This window comes from Bacteroides finegoldii DSM 17565 (genome assembly GCF_000156195.1).
Classification (GTDB): Bacteria; Bacteroidota; Bacteroidia; order Bacteroidales; family Bacteroidaceae; genus Bacteroides; species Bacteroides finegoldii.
The window spans coordinates 234,868-253,965 of the sequence record NZ_GG688323.1; the positions used below are offsets into that span (position 1 = coordinate 234,868).

At 42.0% G+C, this 19,098-nt stretch carries 16 protein-coding genes, 2 tRNA genes and 1 pseudogene; 8 read left to right on the forward strand and 11 right to left on the reverse strand.

The window, feature by feature from the left end; translation table 11 throughout:
- Both BACFIN_RS23965 and uxaC read right to left on the reverse strand, forming a co-directional pair.
- Positions 1–168 (reverse strand): annotated as a pseudogene (locus BACFIN_RS23965) (ISAon1 family transposase N-terminal region protein); the annotation flags it as partial.
- 132 nt (positions 169–300) lie between these two features.
- The gene (gene uxaC / locus BACFIN_RS09870; RefSeq protein ID WP_007753315.1) at positions 301–1,707 is read right to left on the reverse strand and encodes a glucuronate isomerase; all 1,407 of its coding nucleotides are present in this window, start codon (positions 1,705–1,707) and stop codon (positions 301–303) included.
- A 198-nt stretch (positions 1,708–1,905) separates the two neighbouring features.
- Between uxaC and BACFIN_RS09865 the strand changes: the two genes are divergently transcribed.
- Both BACFIN_RS09865 and BACFIN_RS09860 read left to right on the forward strand, forming a co-directional pair.
- Positions 1,906–2,973 (forward strand): LacI family DNA-binding transcriptional regulator, encoded by a 1,068-nt coding sequence (locus BACFIN_RS09865; RefSeq protein WP_007753326.1) that lies wholly within the window; start codon positions 1,906–1,908, stop codon positions 2,971–2,973.
- A 26-nt stretch (positions 2,974–2,999) separates the two neighbouring features.
- Positions 3,000–4,439 carry a tagaturonate reductase gene (locus BACFIN_RS09860; RefSeq protein ID WP_007753328.1) on the forward strand — a complete coding sequence of 480 codons (1,440 nt, stop codon included), beginning with the start codon at positions 3,000–3,002 and terminating at the stop codon, positions 4,437–4,439.
- 508 nt (positions 4,440–4,947) lie between these two features.
- Here the strand turns inward: BACFIN_RS09860 and BACFIN_RS09855 are convergent.
- Together BACFIN_RS09855 and BACFIN_RS09850 are read right to left on the reverse strand one after the other, a co-directional pair.
- Entirely contained in the window at positions 4,948–5,475 is a 528-nt protein-coding gene (locus BACFIN_RS09855; protein ID WP_007753332.1) for an FHA domain-containing protein, read from the reverse strand.
- A gap of 18 nt (positions 5,476–5,493) precedes the next feature.
- The gene (locus tag BACFIN_RS09850; protein WP_007753334.1) at positions 5,494–6,519 is read right to left on the reverse strand and encodes an HU domain-containing protein; all 1,026 of its coding nucleotides are present in this window, start codon (positions 6,517–6,519) and stop codon (positions 5,494–5,496) included.
- Positions 6,520–6,609: 90 nt separating this feature from the next.
- Between BACFIN_RS09850 and rfbC the strand changes: the two genes are divergently transcribed.
- From rfbC to BACFIN_RS09835, 3 genes are read left to right on the forward strand one after another with little or no spacing between them, the layout of a single operon-like run.
- Positions 6,610–7,158 (forward strand): dTDP-4-dehydrorhamnose 3,5-epimerase, encoded by a 549-nt coding sequence (gene rfbC / locus BACFIN_RS09845; protein WP_007753336.1) that lies wholly within the window; start codon positions 6,610–6,612, stop codon positions 7,156–7,158.
- A 26-nt stretch (positions 7,159–7,184) separates the two neighbouring features.
- The gene (locus BACFIN_RS09840) at positions 7,185–8,498 is read left to right on the forward strand and encodes a UDP-glucose dehydrogenase family protein (RefSeq protein WP_007753338.1); all 1,314 of its coding nucleotides are present in this window, start codon (positions 7,185–7,187) and stop codon (positions 8,496–8,498) included.
- 35 nt (positions 8,499–8,533) lie between these two features.
- Positions 8,534–9,331 (forward strand): DUF4738 domain-containing protein, encoded by a 798-nt coding sequence (locus BACFIN_RS09835; protein ID WP_007753340.1) that lies wholly within the window; start codon positions 8,534–8,536, stop codon positions 9,329–9,331.
- An 11-nt stretch (positions 9,332–9,342) separates the two neighbouring features.
- On the opposite strand, the gene BACFIN_RS09830 is transcribed toward BACFIN_RS09835, so the two are convergent.
- Positions 9,343–10,608, reverse strand: coding sequence for a DEAD/DEAH box helicase (locus BACFIN_RS09830; protein ID WP_007753341.1), 1,266 nt, complete (start codon positions 10,606–10,608; stop codon positions 9,343–9,345).
- A 46-nt stretch (positions 10,609–10,654) separates the two neighbouring features.
- Positions 10,655–11,884, reverse strand: a complete 1,230-nt coding sequence (serB, locus tag BACFIN_RS09825) for a phosphoserine phosphatase SerB (RefSeq protein ID WP_007753342.1) — start codon at positions 11,882–11,884, stop codon at positions 10,655–10,657.
- A gap of 266 nt (positions 11,885–12,150) precedes the next feature.
- Here serB and BACFIN_RS09820 point away from each other — a divergent pair, with 266 nt between their 5' ends.
- Positions 12,151–12,654: a thioredoxin-like domain-containing protein gene (locus BACFIN_RS09820; protein WP_007753354.1), complete on the forward strand. Its 504-nt coding sequence runs from the start codon at positions 12,151–12,153 to the stop codon at positions 12,652–12,654.
- Between the two features lie 105 nt (positions 12,655–12,759).
- Here the strand turns inward: BACFIN_RS09820 and BACFIN_RS09815 are convergent, their stop codons facing one another.
- The 3 genes from BACFIN_RS09815 to lon are packed head-to-tail and all read right to left on the reverse strand — an operon-like array spanning position 12,760 to position 17,453.
- The gene (locus BACFIN_RS09815) at positions 12,760–13,857 is read right to left on the reverse strand and encodes an LptF/LptG family permease (RefSeq protein WP_007753357.1); all 1,098 of its coding nucleotides are present in this window, start codon (positions 13,855–13,857) and stop codon (positions 12,760–12,762) included.
- 3 nt (positions 13,858–13,860) lie between these two features.
- Positions 13,861–14,991 carry a tRNA guanosine(34) transglycosylase Tgt gene (gene tgt / locus BACFIN_RS09810; RefSeq protein WP_007753359.1) on the reverse strand — a complete coding sequence of 377 codons (1,131 nt, stop codon included), beginning with the start codon at positions 14,989–14,991 and terminating at the stop codon, positions 13,861–13,863.
- Positions 14,988–17,453 (reverse strand): endopeptidase La, encoded by a 2,466-nt coding sequence (gene lon, locus BACFIN_RS09805; RefSeq protein WP_007753361.1) that lies wholly within the window; start codon positions 17,451–17,453, stop codon positions 14,988–14,990. Before lon ends, tgt begins: the two co-directional genes overlap by 4 nt.
- Positions 17,454–17,672: 219 nt before the next feature.
- On the opposite strand from lon, the gene BACFIN_RS09800 reads away from it, so the two are divergent.
- Complete coding sequence (locus BACFIN_RS09800) at positions 17,673–18,383, forward strand: tRNA1(Val) (adenine(37)-N6)-methyltransferase (protein WP_007753364.1); 711 nt, start codon at positions 17,673–17,675, stop codon at positions 18,381–18,383.
- A 63-nt stretch (positions 18,384–18,446) separates the two neighbouring features.
- Here BACFIN_RS09800 and BACFIN_RS09795 read toward each other — a convergent pair.
- Together BACFIN_RS09795 and BACFIN_RS09790 are read right to left on the reverse strand one after the other, a co-directional pair.
- Positions 18,447–18,521: transfer RNA gene (locus BACFIN_RS09795), tRNA-Pro, on the reverse strand.
- Between the two features lie 35 nt (positions 18,522–18,556).
- Positions 18,557–18,631 (reverse strand) — tRNA-Pro (locus BACFIN_RS09790).
- A gap of 246 nt (positions 18,632–18,877) precedes the next feature.
- Between BACFIN_RS09790 and BACFIN_RS09785 the strand changes: the two genes are divergently transcribed.
- Positions 18,878–19,072: a hypothetical protein gene (locus BACFIN_RS09785; RefSeq protein ID WP_007753369.1), complete on the forward strand. Its 195-nt coding sequence runs from the start codon at positions 18,878–18,880 to the stop codon at positions 19,070–19,072.
- Positions 19,073–19,098 lie beyond the last annotated feature (26 nt).

Genomic DNA, 19,098 nt, shown 5'->3' on the forward strand with positions numbered 1-19,098 from the left:
GTCATAAAAGCCTTTACTCTCAGTATCCTGATCTGTATACTTCTCAGGAACGATATTTTTCTCCTCAAGGTAGAACACAACTTCATTTACACTTTCCTTCACATCAACAAGATCAAGGTAGTCTAAAGTGCCTTCAGGAAGAAGAAGGCGATAACCGTTTAACTCCATAAGCTATGAATTTGGAGACAAAGATAACAATTTATAAATTTACCCCTCAGGTTTTTACATTGACCCGTTATAAAAATGCCGTTGTCTGATTGTTGGATTCAGGCAGCGGCATTTATAACTTTGATATACTACTTAGAACTTGAAGAAGTTCTTAGCGTTGTTATAGCTGATGTCTTCAATCATTTGATTTACACGTTCCATTTCGGATGCTGGGATTTCTCCGTTCTCTACGTCACGTCCTACCAGATTACACAATGTACGGCGGAAATATTCGTGACGCGGGTAGGATAGGAATGAACGGGAGTCAGTCAACATACCTACGAAGCGGCTCAAAAGACCGAGTACCGATAAGGCATTCATTTGTTTTTCCATACCATCTTTCTGATCCAAGAACCACCATCCAGAACCAAACTGGATTTTTCCTGCAACAGATCCATCCTGGAAGTTACCCAGCATAGTTGCAATCACCTCGTTTGCACATGGATTCAGGTTGTAGAGGATTGTCTTCGTCAATTTACCGTTTGTGTTCAAGCGGTCGAGGAATTTAGCCATTGCTTTTGCTGTTGTAAATTCACCGATAGAGTCGAAACCTGTGTCGGGACCTAACAATTTAAACATCTTGGTGTTGTTGTTGCGGATTGCGCCGTAATGGAACTGTTGAGTCCATCCCTTTTCCCAATCCATTTCTCCGAAGATTACGAGCATCGCCGATTTGAACTTCAGGATTTCTTCCTTCGTCAGTTCAGTACCGCCATATACCTTATTAAATATGGCTTTGATTTCCGCATCACTATAATCTTCTGCGTAGAATTCTTCGATGCCGTGATCGGACAGGCGACATCCTTGTGCTGCGAAGAAATCGTGACGTTTGCGCAAAGCGGCAATCATATCGTCAAAGCTGGAAATGTTGGTGTCGCTTACTTCTGCCAATTTTTCTACATAAGCGCGGAAATCTGCCGGAACTTCTACTGCCATAGCTTTGTCCGGACGCCAAGTCGGCAACATTTTGATTTCAAATCCGCTTTCGCATGTCTTGATGTGATATTCCAACGAGTCTATCGGATCGTCGGTAGTACATACGGTTTCTACGTGGTAGCGACGTATCATTCCGCGAGCGGAATATTCTGGTTGAGCTAATTTCTCGTTACATTCATCGTATATCTCACGTGCGGTTTTCGGATTTAATATCTTATCGATGCCGAAAGCTGTTTTCAGTTCCAGATGAGTCCAATGGTATAACGGATTGCGGAAAGTATAGGGTACGGTTTCTGCCCATTTCTCAAATTTTTCCCAGTCTGTGGTGTCCTTTCCTGTGCAGAAACGTTCGTCTACACCGTTTGTACGCATAGCGCGCCATTTGTAATGGTCGCCTCCCAACCAGATTTCAGTCAGTGATTTAAACTTGTAGTCATCGGCTACCATTTGTGGAATTAAATGACAGTGATAGTCGATAATCGGCATTTTAGCCGCATGCTCGTGATACAACTTCTGTGCAGTTTCTGTTTGCAGTAAGAAGTTCTCGTCCATGAAATTCTTCATTATTACTGTGTTTTAAGTATATAAAATTATTACTTTCTGTATTTATACCTATATAGTATTGATTTTAAAGCTACTAGGTGTAAATCTTGTTTTAGTTTTATTAACCGTTATCGAACACAAAAATAGAAATTTTACTTGGAGTAACAAAATAATTCGTATATTTGCAGCGATTATTTATAATATTTAAGTTTTAACACTATGGAGGACCAGAATTATACGATTAAAGACATAGCCCGTATGGCAGGCGTTTCTGCCGGAACGGTGGACAGGGTATTGCACAATCGCGGTGACGTATCTCCTAAGAGCAAAGCTAAGGTTCAGAAGGTGCTGGATGAAATTCATTATCAGCCCAATGTTTTTGCTATCGGACTGGCTGCTAAAAAGAAATATTCTTTCGTTTGCTTAATTCCTTATTATATAGAGCACGATTATTGGCATTCCGTAGTGGGTGGCATTGAGCGTGCCCGGCAAGAGTTGCGTCCTTTCAATGTGAGCGTGGATTATCTGTGTTACCATCACGGAGATGAAGCCAGCTATCAGGAAGCCTGTCGTTCTATCAAGGAAAGCAATGTGGATGCGGTGTTGATTGCTCCCAATTTCCGGGAAGAAACCTTATCATTGACGGGCTATCTGCGAGAGAATGGGATAGCGTATGCTTTCGTCGATTTCAATATGGAAGAAATGAATGCATTAACCTATATCGGACAAGATTCGTATAAGAGCGGATACATTGCGGCTAAGATATTGATGCGTAATTATTCGGTGGGAGAAGGACAGGAACTGGTACTGTTTTTAAGTAATAACAAGGATAACCCTGCTGAAATACAGATGCAGCGCCGTCTGGAAGGTTTTATGCAGTATATCACTGAGGAATACGATAGTCTGGTGATTCATGAAGTAGTATTGAATAAGTCCAATCAGGAAAATAACTGTCGGACACTGGACCGGTTCTTTGAGACATACCCGAAAGCTGTACTCGGAGTTGTGTTCAATTCCAGAGTATATCAGTTGGGAGAATATCTCCGTCATGCAGGGCGTAGCATGAAAGGATTGATAGGATATGACCTCCTGAAAGCAAATGTAGAGTTGCTGAAATCGGGGGATGTACATTATTTGATCGGACAGCGGCCGGGATTGCAAGGTTATTGTGGTGTGAAAGCTTTGTGTGATCATGTCGTGTTCAAGAAAAATATCGATCCTGTGAAATATATGCCTATTGATATCCTGATTAAAGAAAACATCGATTTTTATTTTGAATTAGTATAATATCAACTTTATAAATTACAACTAACATGAAAGTATTAAACAAAGAAACTGCTCCTAAGGCACAACGTCCGGAGCGTATTATTCAATTTGGTGAAGGTAACTTTTTACGTGCTTTTGTAGATTGGATTATCTATAACATGAACCAGAAAACAGATTTCAACAGTAGTGTTGTAGTAGTTCAGCCCATTGACAAAGGTATGGTCGATATGTTGAATACGCAGGACGATCTTTATCATGTCAATCTTCAAGGATTGGATAAAGGAGAAGTGGTTAACAGCTTGACAATGATTGATGTAATCAGCCGTGCATTGAACCCTTATACTCAAAATGACGAATTCATGAAACTGGCGGAACAACCGGAAATGCGTTTCGTTATTTCAAATACTACAGAAGCCGGTATTGCCTTTGATCCGACTTGCAAACTAGAGGATGCTCCCGCTTCTTCTTATCCGGGTAAACTGACTCAGTTGTTATATCATCGTTTTAAGACATTCAATGGCGACAAGACAAAAGGCCTGATTATCTTCCCTTGCGAACTTATTTTCTTGAATGGTCACAAACTGAAAGAAACGATCTATCAATACATTGAGTTGTGGAATTTGGGCGAAGAATTTAAGACTTGGTTTGAAGAAGCCTGTGGTGTATATGCTACGTTGGTAGACCGTATAGTTCCGGGATTCCCCCGCAAGGATATTGCAGCTATCAAAGAAAAACTGCAATATGACGATAACTTGGTGGTTCAGGCTGAAATCTTCCATTTGTGGGTTATTGAGGCTCCGCAGGAGATTGCCAAAGAATTCCCAGCTGACAAGGCAGGCTTGAACGTATTGTTTGTACCGTCGGAAGCTCCATACCATGAACGTAAGGTTACTTTGCTGAATGGGCCGCATACCGTTCTTTCTCCGGTTGCTTATTTGTCCGGTGTGAATATTGTTCGTGACGCTTGCCAGCATGAAGTAATTGGAAAATATGTCCATAAGGTGATGTTTGACGAGTTAATGGAAACTTTGAACCTGCCGAAAGATGAATTGGAGAAATTTGCAAATGATGTATTGGAGCGTTTCAATAATCCGTTTGTAGACCATGCGGTAACAAGCATTATGCTGAATTCTTTCCCGAAATATGAGACTCGTGATCTGCCGGGATTGAAAACTTATCTGGAACGTAAAGGTGAGCTTCCGAAAGGACTTGTACTTGGTTTGGCAGCTATCATTACTTATTATAAGGGTGGCGTACGTGCGGATGGCGCTGAGATTGTGCCGAACGACGCTCCTGAAATCATGAATCTGCTGAAAGAACTGTGGGCTACTGGTTGCACAAAGAAAGTAGCCGAAGGTGTTCTGGGCGCAGAATTTATCTGGGGTGAAGATTTGAATAAAATTTCGGGATTGACGGAAGCTGTAAAAGCTGATTTGGATTCTATTCAAGAAAAGGGAATGCTTGAAACTGTGAAGGGTATTCTTTGATTTAGATATCGGAGATAGGCCGAATAGTTGAATTTAACTGAGTTTGGTTTTTCATTCAAGAGGGTGTCTTGATAGTCTTATGGCTATTGGGATACCCTTTGCTTTTTGCCTGTTTATTTGTGTAAATATTTAAGCAGCCTTGCTGTCATGAATATTGGCTACTGTAACCATCACTGCAATAAGGAAGCCATTCTTGTCTGCAACAATATGGGTTTGACGCCTTTCACTTTTTTATTGCCGTCAACTCCGCTCTACCCGGTACTATTTTGGAAAAACATCTGTCACCTGTATCCTTATATCTGATTATCTTATGATCATAAACATATAAAATGAAAACTCATGGATGGTATTGAACTAAAAGTGGCTGATGAAAAGCAAGGGCTATAATAGAATCGTCAAAATTTATGTATATCCCCACTAAAAATCTACTGACCCTTTATTTATCAAAGCGGCACGGCAATTGTTTTTACCGGACGATGCAAAAATATGTACCAAAATGAATATAAATTTATTCGGCAGTGTGCAAGATAAAGGTAGTAGCTCCAATAGTCACGATAGCACCATCTTCGATACGGATACGGTCTTTATCTCCCAAGATTTCATTCATAAGGAATGTGCCCGTAAGACTGGGGGCATCTCGAAGTGTATAGATTAGTTTTCCTTGCTTATTGCGCTTGATATTGATAATGCAGTGGCGGCGGTCCATGCTCATGTCTCCGCTTTCGATGGGAGTATTGATGACTGTTCCTACACAACGCCGTCCTATCACGTTGTCACCCTCTTGTAGTGGAAGTACTTGTTTGAATCCGAATATATTCTCAATTACTGTGATATATCCGAATTCTTCTTTATGGGATTCTGCCTCTTCTTCCAGATTCTCTTCTTTCCGGAGAGCTTTGACTTTACTTTTTCCAAGCCGGATACTGAATTGCTTGCCGCAATGCTCGCATACAAATACAAGTGACTGACCTTCACTATACTTGGTTTCATCAAAATAAAGGTAATTCTCACATTTGGGACAAAGAACTCGTTTCATGCTTTTTAAAAGGGATTTTTATTTTGCCAGTAACCAGGCATTCTTGTAAGTTTCGTTTTTTCTAAGCTCCAACAACTGTTTCGTCGCTTCTTCACGGTTGCTGAATGAGCGGATACTGACACGTACTTTACCATCGGTATTCAGCGCTTTTGCTTCCGCAAATCCTTTGGCATTTAACCGGTTTGCCATAGCTTCCGCATCTTTAAGGCTGATACCTCCCGCTACTATAATATGGTAAGGGTGATTCGTATTAGCTTGTGGCTTTACCGATGGCGCAGGAACTGTTTGCGGTTTCGCCACTTTAACTTCTTTCACAGCAATGGGCTTTGATGTTTTAGCTTTCTTGGCTCTCTGTGGTTTCACATCGTTCTTTACCGGAACAGGAGTCATTGCAACCGACTGTTCTTCTATTTGTTCAAAAAGCTCGTTAGGTAACAACTGTGCGTAATTGTTCTTCTGAACGTAGGTATTCTCTACCGGAGTGGAAAAAGCGAAGAACAACACAATGGCGGCAATCATAGCTGCTGCATTGCGGAGGAATGTACGGTTGATACTGATTTCATAAGTTTTCTTTTCTTTCTCCGGATTGAGTGGTATTAACACTCTTTCCTTTTGTGGCAAGGCGGCAAGCTCGTGCATCTCAAAAGAATCCAATCCGTATAAAGAAGGAGTGGTTAGCTTATAATCGTACGGAATGAACTCGTAATTGCCATAAATATTATAATGGATTTCACCGATATTCTCCAGATGGGCTTTGCCTTCTTCATGAAGAAGGGAGATGAATTCGTTTACCTCTTTTTCTACTATGCGGCTGGCGTCAGCGAAACTAGTGTCGTAAACGGCCATATATGATTGCACCAACACTCCGTCATTTAGTTTCAGTTGCGGATTGAATCCTATCGTACGGGTAGGAGGTAAGAAAAGACTTTCTTCTTTTACATGAGTTGCAGGTGCGTAATGTGCAACGAATCCACCAAATCCCGGAACGATGACGCAGTCGTTTTCCAGCAATAAAACCTCTATATGTTGTGCTAATTCAATCATGTGTGCAAAATTAAGAGATAAATTGAATATATCCCAGAAAACTACGAAAAAATCACTACTTTTGCATCGTTTTATTTATAACCATCGACAATGAACTATATACAGACAGAAATAGACGGAGTATGGCTGATAGAGCCTAAAGTTTTCTCCGACGAACGTGGCTACTTTATGGAAGCTTTTAAGAAAGAGGAGTTTGAGGCTAATATCGGTCCTGTTGATTTTGTACAGGATAATGAATCCAAGTCTTCCTTTGGGGTATTACGCGGATTGCATTATCAGAAAGGTGAACATAGCCAGGCTAAACTGGTTCGTGTTATCAAAGGAGAAGTGTTGGATGTTGCTGTGGATTTGCGCAGATCATCGCCTACGTTCGGAAAGCATGTGTGTGTTTTGTTGAGTGAAGAGAATAAGAGACAGTTTTTTATTCCACGTGGTTTTGCGCATGGATTTGCCGTATTGAGTGACGAAGCTATTTTTACATATAAGGTAGATAATAAGTATGCTCCGCAAAGTGAGGCTTCCATTATATATAATGATGCGACATTGGGTATAGATTGGCCGCTTGCCGAGTCGCAGATGTTGCTATCTCCTAAAGACAAGGAGGGAATGGCTTTCAAAGATGCGGTGTATTTTGAATAACTTCTGTATAGACAATAAATAAAGATATGAAAATAGCAATTGTAGGAACCGGATATGTAGGTCTGGTGACAGGTACATGCTTTGCTGAAATTGGCGTGGATGTGACTTGCGTAGATACTAACAGTGAGAAAATCGAATCTTTGAAAAAGGGTATCATTCCTATTTATGAAAATGGATTGGAAGAGATGGTACTTCGCAATATGAAAGCGAAACGATTGAAGTTTACTACCTCACTGGAGAGTTGCCTCGATGATGTGGAAGTAGTATTCAGTGCTGTCGGTACGCCTCCGGATGAGGACGGCAGCGCTGATCTGAAATATGTGTTGGAGGTAGCCCGGACTATCGGTCGCAATATGAAACAATATAAATTGGTTGTTACCAAGAGTACGGTTCCGGTGGGTACTGCCGGCAAGGTTCGTGCGGTTATTCAAGAGGAGTTGGATAAGAGAGGGGTGAATATCCATTTTGATGTGGCTTCAAATCCGGAATTTCTAAAGGAAGGAAATGCGATCAGCGACTTTATGAGTCCGGACCGTGTAGTAGTGGGAGTGGAGTCGGAACGTGCGCAGAAACTGATGTCGAAGCTGTATAAACCGTTCTTGCTAAATAACTTCCGCGTTATCTTTATGGATATCCCGTCAGCGGAGATGACTAAATATGCGGCAAATTCAATGTTGGCAACCCGCATCAGTTTTATGAATGACATAGCAAACTTGTGCGAGATTGTGGGTGCCGATGTGAATATGGTACGTAGCGGAATCGGTTCGGATACGCGCATCGGACGTAAATTCTTGTATCCGGGAATCGGCTATGGCGGTTCTTGTTTCCCGAAAGATGTGAAAGCCCTTATCAAAACGGCAGAACAGAATGGATATAAAATGCGGGTGCTCAGTGCTGTGGAAGAGGTAAACGAGCAACAGAAAAGTGTTCTGTTTGAAAAGTTGGTGAAGCATTTTAATGGTGACCTGAAAGGAAAAACGGTTGCTTTGTGGGGACTGGCTTTCAAACCGGAGACTGATGATATGCGTGAAGCTCCGGCTTTGATCCTGATTGATAAGCTGTTGAAGGCTGGCTGTCAGGTACGTGCGTACGATTCTGCTGCCATGCAGGAGTGCAAGCGTAGGATCGGAGATACAGTCTATTATGCTTGCGATATGTATGATGCGGTGCTTGATGCGGATGCGCTGATGTTGGTTACCGAATGGAAGGAATTCCGTCTACCCTCATGGGCTGTCATAAAGAAAACGATGGCACAGCAGGTTGTATTGGACGGACGTAACATTTACGATAAGAAAGAGATGGAAGAACTCGGATTCGTTTACTATTGCATTGGTAAATGAAAAAATAAGAGTATCTTTATGCAAAACTGGAACAAATGATGAAATATGTAGTGCTATCGTTGATGGTGATTTTTTCTGCGTCATGTGGCGGCAATAAAAATCCAAATTTTCTTGAACTGGAGGAAGAGGATATAGCTGCTAAGGAACTGTTGCAGGGAATTTGGCTGGACGATGAAACGGAGAGTCCGTTGATGCGGGTAGAGGGGGATACGATCTATTATGCAGATAGCCAAAGTGCTCCGATTACATTTAAGGTTATGCGGGATACGCTTTACACGTATGGAAATGATACGGCTTACTACAAGATAGATAAGCAGGCGGAACATATATTCTGGTTTCATTCCATTACGGACAACATAATCAAACTGCATAAATCTGAGGATCCGAATGATTCGTTGTCATTTGTTCGTCGTGAAGTGGTTATACCGACTTATACGGAAGTGACAAAACGGGATAGTGTGGTGACATACAATGGCACTCGCTATCGCGCTTATGTATATATTAATCCTACCAAAATTAGAGTTGTCAAGACGACTTATTCCGAAGACGGGATTAGCATGGACAATGTGTATTACGACAATGTGATGCACATTTGTGTGTACGAAGGCAAGAAAAGTTTGTTTGCCAGTGATGTGACCAAGCAGATGTTTGCTCAGGTTATTCCTGCTGATTTCCTGTCGCAGGCTATTCTATCTGATACGAAGTTTGTAAAAGTAGACCGGAATGGTTTTCATTATCAAGCAGTTTTAGCCATTCCGGAAAGTTCTGTATATAGCATTGCGGAGATAGAAGTGGGTTTCGATGGTAAACTGACTATCACTTCCACTAAATAAAAAATGCTGTTCTAATTTTGTTGTCTGGGAGAGGGGCGGTTCTTACTTTTGTTGTTATTGCCGTTTTTCCCCCGAAAATTTCTTCTTTTAGGGTTGCTGCCGTACCTGCTTTTGCTGAAAGAGCGTGGCTTGTATTCCGGAGCTTCCCCTAATTCTGCCGGGATGGGAATTTTATAAATATCTTTTTCCAGGAAATTCTCAATGCTCTTGAAATTACTCTGCTCTTTTTCGCTGACAAATGTAAGCGCTACTCCATCGTTATTGGCACGTGCCGTACGCCCGATGCGGTGCACATAATCTTCACTGTCGTGAGGGACGTCGAAGTTGATAACCAGACGAATATCATCAATGTCAATGCCGCGTGCCACAATATCTGTCGCTACCAGTATATTAACTCGCCCGGCTTTAAATTCGTGCATTACTGTTTCCCGTTGGGCCTGCTCAAGATCCGAGTGCATTTCTCCTACATTCAATTTCATCGCCATCAAAGCCTTAGCGACTTCTTTAACTTTGATTTTTGAAGATGCGAAGATGATGACACGTTCGGGAACCTCGTCGGCGAAAAGGCTACGTATAATTCCCAATTTTTGGTTTTCGTAGCAAACGTAAGCAGCCTGGATAATCTTTTCGGCCGGTTTTGAGACAGCCAATTTTATTTCTGACGGATTATTCAGGATTGTATTTGCCAATTGCTGTATTTTGGCAGGCATAGTTGCAGAGAACATGACAGTCTGCCGTTCTTTAGGCAGGTATTTCACTATTTGCATGATGTCGTCATAGAATCCCATGTCGAGCATTCGGTCTGCTTCGTCCAAAATGAAATAAGAAACTTTGGAGAGGTCTACATATCCGAGACTCAGATGGGCGATCAGACGTCCCGGAGTCGCAATAACAACATCAGCTCCTAATGTAAGTCCTTTTTTCTGTTGTTCGAACAGAATGCCGTCATTACCGCCATATACAGCGACGCTTGATACCGGCATAAAATAGGAGAATCCTTCCATCTGTTGGTCGATCTGCTGAGCCAGTTCCCGGGTAGGGGACATGATAATGCAGTTGATCGCATCTTCCGGATGGTTTCCTTCGGATAGTTTATTTAATACAGGGAGCAGAAAAGCTGCGGTTTTACCCGTACCTGTCTGCGCTACTGCTATCAGATCTTTACCTTCAAGTATAATTGGAATTGCTTGTTCCTGAATAGGTGTGCATTCGTCAAATCGCATGGCGTCAAGCGCCTCAAGCACATTCGCGTTTAATTGTAGTTCGGAAAACTTCATTCTGTTATTTTATTTGTCCGCAAAGATAATTTATTTTTCGGTCTAATTACATATTCAAATAAGAATCTTTGAATCCAAGAAAATAGAGCACCCCATCAAGTCCGATGGTATTGATAGACTGTTTGGCATTTGCTACTACTTTGGGTTTGGCATGGAATGCTATTCCCAATCCGGCAATTCCCAGCATGGGGAGGTCATTGGCTCCGTCACCTACGGCAATGGTTTGCGCAATATCTACTTTTTCTACTTGGGCAATTAAACGGAGTAGTTCGGCTTTGCGTTTTCCGTCTACCACATCTCCCAAATAACGTCCGGTGAGCTTTCCATCAATAATTTCCAGCTCATTCGCATATACATAGTCTATACCATACTTCTTTTGCAGGTGTTGGCCGAAATAGGTGAAACCTCCCGACAGAATTGCTATTTTGTAGCCATACTTTTTCAATACATACATTAGTCTGTCTACTCCTTCTGTGATAGGCAAGTTTTCTGCAATCTCCTGCATGACGGATTCATCGAGTCCTTTCAATAGGGCTACGCGGCGGGTAAAGCTTTCGGTAAAGTCTATTTCGCCACGCATGGCGCTTTCCGTAATGGCCTTTACCTCATCGCCTACGCCGGCGCGGATGGCGAGCTCATCAATAACTTCGGTTTCAATAAGTGTGGAATCCATATCAAAGCAGATCAGACGGCGCATACGTCGATACATATTATCCAACTGAAAAGAAAAGTCCATCTCCAGTTCGCTGGCTAACTTCATCAGGCTTTCTTGCATGGAGATGCGGTCTTTGGGAGTACCTCTCACTGAGAATTCTATGCAAGCGCGTGTGCGTGCATCCGTATCGCATTCATCCAAAGGGATTCTACCCGTCAGGCGCTTGATTGCATCGATATTCATTCCTTGCTCTGCCAATACGCTGGTGGCTGCCGATATTTGACGCGCAGACAGTTTACGGCCAAGCACCGTCAAGATATAACGGTTCTTGCCTTGCATACCTACCCAATTGTCGTATTGCTCGGTTGTAATTGGTTCGAACCGGATGGTTACTCCCAAAGAGGAAGCTTTGAATAATAATTCCTTCATGATAAATCCGGAATGTCTTTCTTCACTTTTGAAAAGAATACCTAGTGATAGTGTATTATGAATATCCGCCTGCCCGATATCGAGGATAGTAGCATCGTATTTAGCTAATATTTCGGTCACGGATGAGGTAAGCCCCGGACGATCTTCACCGGTAACTCGAATCAGAATCAATTCTGTACTTGATGGTTGCATAAGAAATAGACTTTTATCCTGCAAAAGTAGAGAAAAAAGTTCGTTTTTATGCTAAATAACATAAAAAGTTATACCTGAAAAGTGAGATTTTTGCTTATTCTTTTGGAAGTTAATTTGATAATTACTTACCTTTGCACCCGGTTTCAAAAATAAAGGCTCTGATAATCAGCGGATTCCTCTTCGCCTGATGCCTGAAAAGACAACGTTTCGGGAAGAAACCACTGTTTAAGGACAGTCCCGGATAGTATTAACTAAAACCGAGTTACATGAAGTATGTAAAGTGGATTTTTGTTGTATTACTAATTTGTTCCTTGACCGCTTTCGTTGAGAAAGACAAACCTACCGGAGGTTTGAGTGAGGGTGATGTAGCCCCAGATTTTAAAATCGAATCTACATCGGAAGAGCAACCTGCCTTTAAGTTGGGAAATTTGAAAGGAAAGTATGTGTTGCTAAGTTTTTGGGCAAGTTATGACGCGCAATCCCGGATGCAAAACGTAAGTTTAAGCAATGCGCTTCGTTCTTCTCATAATGTGGAAATGGTTTCTATTTCGTTTGACGAATATCAGTCAATTTTTAAGGAAACCGTTCGTCAGGACCAAATAGTTACGCCCACTTGTTTCGTGGAAACAGAAGGCGAGGACTCCGGATTATTTAAGAAATACCGTTTGAACCGGGGGTTCACTAACTATTTATTGGATGGAAATGGTGTAATTATAGCCAAAAACATCTCTGCTGCAGATCTTTCTGCTTATGTAAAGGAGATTGGTTGACAATGTAGAATAGACAAAAGAGGAAATGGATACAACAAAAAAGTTCCGCCTATACTTGCTGTTTGGTAAGAATAGGCGGAACTTCTATTAAGAGAATCTTGTCATCTACTTCGGTGCCTTTTGATACAGGAAGAAGGCGATACCTGCATAAAGAATATTGGGAATCCAGACTGCAATCACAGGAGGTACATTACCGTTGATGGCAAATGTAGAAGTAATTGTCTGGAATAAGATATATGAGAAGCTCAGTCCCAGTCCGATACCCAAGTGGAGACCCATACCTCCTTTGGTCTTTCGTGACGAAAGAGAAACACCGATAATTGTCAGGATGAAAGAGGCGAACGACATGGCGATTCGTTTATGATATTCAATTTCAAACTCTTTGATATTGGCAAATCCTCTTCGTTTTTGTTTCTCAATATAGTCACTCAATTGAGGGCTGGTGAGCATTTCCTGTTGATTCTTCATGATAAGGAAGTCGGACGGTTCCATATTGATAATCGAGTCTATCCGGTCTCCTTTGGTGATTTTTTCTTTCAAGCCGTCCAACTCGCGTATCATGTAGTCATGAATTGTCCATTTATGAACGGTGGTTGTATCATACGTTACACGACGTGCTGTCAAGTGAGAAACCAGTTTCTTGTCGACGAATTTATCCAACGAGAAACGGTTGCCTGTTTTCATGGCATTATTATAATTGTCAATGTATGCAATGACACCGCTATCCACTTCCAGTTGTACGTTGCGTGCCGTATTCTGTTTCTTGGGTTTGATATACCGGTCTTCAAAGTTCAGGCGGGTGACGCTTCCTTTAGGGATTACGTACGAACTTAGCATAAAGGTCGTTAATGCGATAATGGCCGCAGAAATCATATAAGGACGCATCATTCTCTTGAAACTCATTCCGGTGGAGAACATGGCGATAATCTCTGAGTTCTCCGCTAGTTTTGAAGTAAAGAAAATGACGGCAATGAACACGAACAACGGACTGAACAGATTGGAGAAGTAGGGGATAAAGTTCATGTAGTATTCGAAAATGATTTTGCTCCATGGCGCTTCATGTTCCATCAGTTTATCCATCTTCTCGTTAAAGTCGAATACTACTGCAATAGAAATGATCAATGCAATAGCAAATACGTATGTTCCCAAGAATTTCTTGATGATATACCAGTCCAGCCGCTTTATGAATCGATTGCTTTTCATTCCTTATAATCTAGTTGATACTTTTCTGACCATCATCGGTTTCCAGGTTGAGAAATCTCCGGCGATAATATGTTTTCGTGCTTCGCCTGCCAGCCATAAATAAAATGCCAGATTATGTATAGAAGCAATTTGCATGGCCAACAGTTCTTGTGCATGGAAAAGATGGCGCAAATACGCTTTGCTGTACAGTGTGTCTACATAGGAAGCACCGTCCGCCTCAATGGGGGAGAAATCCGTTTCCCATTTTTTGTTTCGCATATTGATGATACCGTCTTTGGTAAACAGCATTCCATTTCGTCCGTTGCGTGTAGGCATTACGCAGTCGAACATATCTACGCCGCGTTCTATCCCTTCAAGGATATTGACAGGAGTACCGACGCCCATCAAATAACGGGGTTTGTCTTTAGGCAGAATCTCGTTGACAATTTCGATCATCTCATACATCTTATCGACGGGTTCGCCTACTGCCAATCCGCCGATAGCATTTCCGTCCGCTCCTTTGGAAGCCACAAACTCCGCAGATTGTTTGCGCAGATCGGGGTAAACACATCCTTGCACAATAGGGAATAGCGACTGATTGTAGCCATACTTAGGTTCGGTTTCATTAAAACGTTGTATGCAGCGGTCGAGCCATCTGTGGGTCAGCCCTAACGACTTTTTAGCATACGCATAGTCTGAATCTCCGGGAGGGCATTCATCGAAAGCCATCATGATGTCCGCTCCGATGGTACGTTCTATATCCATCACTTTTTCCGGAGTGAAGATATGCTTGCTGCCATCAATATGTGAACGGAACTCGGCTCCTTCTTCACGGAGTTTCCGGATTCCGGCTAGCGAAAATACTTGAAAACCACCACTGTCTGTCAGCATGGGGCGATCAAAACCGTTGAAGCGATGCAAGCCGCCGGCTTTCTCGATAACATCCAATCCCGGACGTAAATAGAGATGATAAGTATTCCCTAGAATGATCTGTGCCTGGATGTCTTCTTTCAATTCTGTCAGATGCACCCCTTTGACAGTGCCCAATGTTCCCACCGGCATGAAGATAGGGGTTTGTATCTGCCCGTGGTCAGTGGTTATCAGACCGGCACGGGCATTACTTTTAGTGTCTGTATATTGTAACTCAAATGTCATTCCTGGCTGGGTTTCTTTACAGATAAATCAATGGCATCCGCTACTTTTTCATTGGTTAATGCAATGGCGAATACTTCTTTTATATCATTCACATAGTGGAAAGTCAATCCCTTCAAATACAGATCCTGAATTTCATCTATGTTCTTTTTATTCTCGGCGCTCATAATGATTTCTTTTATTCCGGCACGTTTGGCAGCAAGAATCTTTTCCTTGATTCCGCCAACCGGAAGAACCTTGCCGCGAAGGGTGATTTCTCCTGTCATAGCCAGGTTGGCTTTTACCTTTCGTTGTGTCAGAGCGGAAGCTAAAGAAGTGGCCATAGTGATACCTGCCGACGGACCGTCTTTCGGAATCGCCCCTTCCGGAACATGAATATGGATGTTCCAGTTTTCAAAAATGTCTTCGTCCAAGTCAAGGATAGAAGCGTGTGCCTTGATGTATTCAAGTGCCAGCATGGCAGATTCTTTCATCACATCTCCCAGATTACCGGTCAATGTAAGACGTCCACCTTTACCACGACTCAAGCTCGTCTCAACAAATAGAATTTCACCTCCTACGGCTGTCCATGCCAGTCCGGTAACTACACCGGCATACTCATTGCCTTGATACTTGTCTCGTGTATATTCCGGTGCTCCCAAGAAATCGTATAGGTCAGCCGGTTTAATTTCCGTTTTAGCAAAATATCCGTCGGTTGCATATTGACGGGCTGATTTACGGAGAATCTTACCTATTTTCTTCTCTAATTCACGAACACCGCTTTCACGAGTGTACGATTCGATAATGGCTTCCAGCGTATCTTTGGGAAGTTTTATATCTGTCTTTTTAAGCCCGGTGGCTTCCAGTTCTTTCGGGACTAGATGTTTACGGGCAATTTCAATTTTCTCTTCTGTGATATATCCGCTGACTTCAATCAGTTCCATACGGTCGAGCAATGGACCGGGAATTGTATTCAGGTTATTAGCTGTTGCAATGAACAATACCTTTGAGAGATCATAGTCCACATCTAGGAAGTTGTCATGGAACGAAGTGTTTTGTTCCGGGTCGAGAACTTCCAATAATGCAGATGAAGGATCTCCTTGGCGGTCTGCACTGACTTTATCTATTTCATCCAAGATGAATACCGGATTAGAGGCTCCTGCTTTAATAAGGCTCTTGATAATCCGTCCCGGCATAGCACCGATATATGTCTTACGATGTCCACGTATTTCCGCTTCGTCATGCACTCCTCCTAAAGACATACGCACGTATTTTCGTTTAAGGGCGGATGCGATGGACTTTCCGAGTGATGTCTTACCAACTCCCGGAGGGCCATATAAGCAGATAATCGGTGACTTCATGTCGTCTTTTAGCTTCAGCACAGCCAGATGTTCCAGAATACGTTCTTTTACCTTCTCCAATCCGTAATGGTCTTTATTCAACGTCTTCTCTGCATTCTTAAGATTCAGATTGTCGGTTGTATAAATGCCCCATGGGAGGTTAAGCATTGTCTGCAGATAGTTAAGTTGTACGCTGTAGTCCGGTGACTGCGGATGGGTGCGTTCCAATTTAGCCAGCTCTTTCAGGAAAGTCTCTTTAACTTCCATATTCCAATGCATTTTCTCCGCTTTATTGCGCATTTCTTCAATTTCCTGCTCTTGACCGCCGCCACCTAATTCGTCTTGAATGGTTTTGATCTGCTGTTGCAAGAAATATTCACGCTGCTGCTGGTCAATATCTTCGCGAGCACGCATTTGGATGGAGGCTTTTATTTCGGCTAACTGCACTTCGCGATTCAGAAGCTCCAATAAGTGATAAGTACGTTCGCGCAAAGACTTGATACTTAATAAATCTATCTTTTCGTCTTTTTTAAACGGGAGATTCGAGCAGATAAAGTTGATCAGGAACATCGGACTATTGATATTTTTAATGGCAAACGCAGAATCCTGATGCATTGCATCTGACGACTTGATGTAACGCATTGTCAGGTCTTTGCATGTTTCAACCAAAGCTTGGAACTCCTTATCGTCCTTACCAGGAATTTCTTCTTCCAAAATCTCAACCTCGCCTTTGAGATATGGATGTGTATCGGTAATACTTTTCAAACTTAGACGCTTCATACCTTGAAGTATGACGGTTGTCGTTTGATCCGGCATTTCCAATACCCGGACAATTCGTCCTACAGTACCTATGTTGTGCAAATCTTCCAATTTGGGGTCTTCCGTATGCGCAGCTCTTTGACACACTACTGCTATGTCTTTATGCTTTTTCTCAGCATCACGTATGAGCTTTAATGAAGACTTTCGGCCAGCCGTGATAGGCAGGAATACTCCGGGAAATAATACCATATTACGGAGGGGGAGAACCGGAAGAATTTCACCAGATTTTATGTTTACATCAAATGCATGTTCATCGTTACCATCATAGTCGGTAATTAACGAGAAACCGTTGTCACTGACATCTTCCAATAAGTATCTTTCTTTCATCTTTTCGTTTTAATTTAGTTTATGCCATGCAAATATGCATAAATCGTTTGCAAAGTTAATTGATTCTCTTTAATAATGAAGCACAGGTTTGAATAAAAACACAAAAACAATGCCAAAATGTAGGGTAATAAAGGGTAACTTCCATAATAATTATTTATTTTTGGCGGTACATAATAAATTAGTGGAATAAAACGGGTTTTAAGATCAGCGAATAATAAAATGTCGAATCCTTATTTTCAATTTAAGCAGTTTACAGTGTGGCATGACAAATGTGCTATGAAAGTTGGCACGGATGGAGTACTTTTAGGTGCCTGGACTTCGGTTCAAGGAGCGCGTCGGGTATTGGATGTAGGTACAGGAACAGGATTGGTTGCTCTGATGTTGGCTCAACGCAGTCCGGCAGATGTAAAAATTGTAGCATTGGAAGTAGATACGGCAGCTGTGGAGCAGGCTAAAGAAAATGTAGCTCGTTCTTTTTGGAAAGAACAGATAGAAGTGGTTCAGGCAGATTTTAATCAGTATCATTCTTCCGGTAAATTTGATGTGATTGTCTCAAATCCTCCTTATTTTGTAGGCTCACTTAAATGTCCGGATGTACAAAGGAATGCCGCGCGTCATGCCACTTCTTTGACTTATGAGGAACTATTGAAAGGAGTTGCCGGATTATTGGCTGAGGATGGGACTTTTACGGTTGTGATTCCGGCAGATGTGGCAGATAGGGTAAAGGGTATAGCTTCTATGTGGAATCTGTATGCAGCCCGCCAACTGAATGTGATAACTAAGCCCGGAGGTGTTCCAAAAAGAGTGTTGATCGCTTTTTCTTTTGATAATCGGGAGTGTGTGGTCGAAGAGCTGTTGACAGAAATAGCACGTCACAAATATAGCGAGGAATATATAATGTTGACTAGGGAGTATTATTTGAAGATGTAAAACAAATGAGGCTAATATTTATTGTATTAGCCTCATTTTATAATCTTCGATTTGTCTCTTTCGTCGGGGTAGCGGGATTCGAACCCACGACCCCCTGCTCCCAAAGCAGGTGCGCTAACCGGACTGCGCTACACCCCGAAAAACTTTGAACTTAATAACCCTCTTTTTTGTAGTCGGGGTAGCGGGATTCGAACCCACGACCCCCTGCTCCCAAAGCAGGTGCGCTAACCGGACTGCGCTACACCCCGCTACTTTTTGAAGGGTTGTTCTTTTCAAAAGCGGTGCAAAGATAGGGAGTATTTTTTAATTAACAATAGGCAAACGAATGTTTTTTATTGATTAATTCTCAATTCATTGAATATCATACTCTTGTACCTGTACTTTTTTTCTTGTTAGAAATCAGAGATATTATAGAGTGATATAATTTGGTGTAACAATGAACTATCTTTTATCATTTTCTGTTCTTAAGATAAGAAATAAAAATAAGGAGATATATGAAGACTAAAAATCAAAAGAAGGTAGATGAGAAAGAAATGCCTTTGTTGGAACAGAAGGGATATGAGAGAATGCTGAATGAGATTGTTCCTGTACAACAGACAGAAACTTATAGGAATCCGACTCAAAGGGTGGTAAAAGATGCTGTCAGGGAATTAAATCCTGATACGAACAGCTTGGGAAGCAGAGGATGAGTTCATCCTCTGCTTTTTATTTATGA